The 551-nt window shown below is 37.9% G+C and carries 1 pseudogene; it reads right to left on the bottom strand.

What is annotated here, in order from left to right:
• Positions 1–125 precede the first annotated feature (125 nt).
• Positions 126–434 (bottom strand): annotated as a pseudogene (locus AC19MX_RS21130) (DUF1287 domain-containing protein); the annotation flags it as partial.
• Positions 435–551 lie beyond the last annotated feature (117 nt).

The following is a 551-nucleotide window of genomic DNA, read 5'->3' on the forward strand; positions in this document are numbered from 1 at the left end:
CAATGGCTATGGTTTTATAACAACGAAAGACCCAATACAGCAATTGGTGGTATTCCACCAAAGCAAAAACTGGCACTAGTGGCCTAAGTCTCTACTTTTGATCTCAGTTAAAAATGGGGAGATTACCGTAAGTTAGGAACTCGGCGGTGATCTATGTTTTTGTCTGTTGAATTTAATCCCCACATTCTTTTCGAAGGATAAAGTGAAAAGTTAGATTTCATATCTTCATGAACGAGTTTTTGTAGATCAGTACCTAACTTACGATAAGCTCTAATTATAACGTCCGTACAGACTCCTTTGTCTTTCGGTACATCTCCATTAGGGTATGGAATCGAAAAATAAGAACCGTCATAAGTCACATGATGAGTCGTTCTTTCAATTAAGCTTGAAACAATATCTTTATTAAATTCAGAAGCATTACCGGCCAGGGTCACCGCATGAGTGTTTGATTTTTAACCTAACTACTAAATCCAGCCTTTAATACTGCTTCAAGCATCGATGGATTCATCATGCATCGCTTTTGTTTTCCAACAATGCTTATCTTCGTCGGC

It is taken from the genome of Shewanella sp. MF05956, assembly GCF_059758055.1.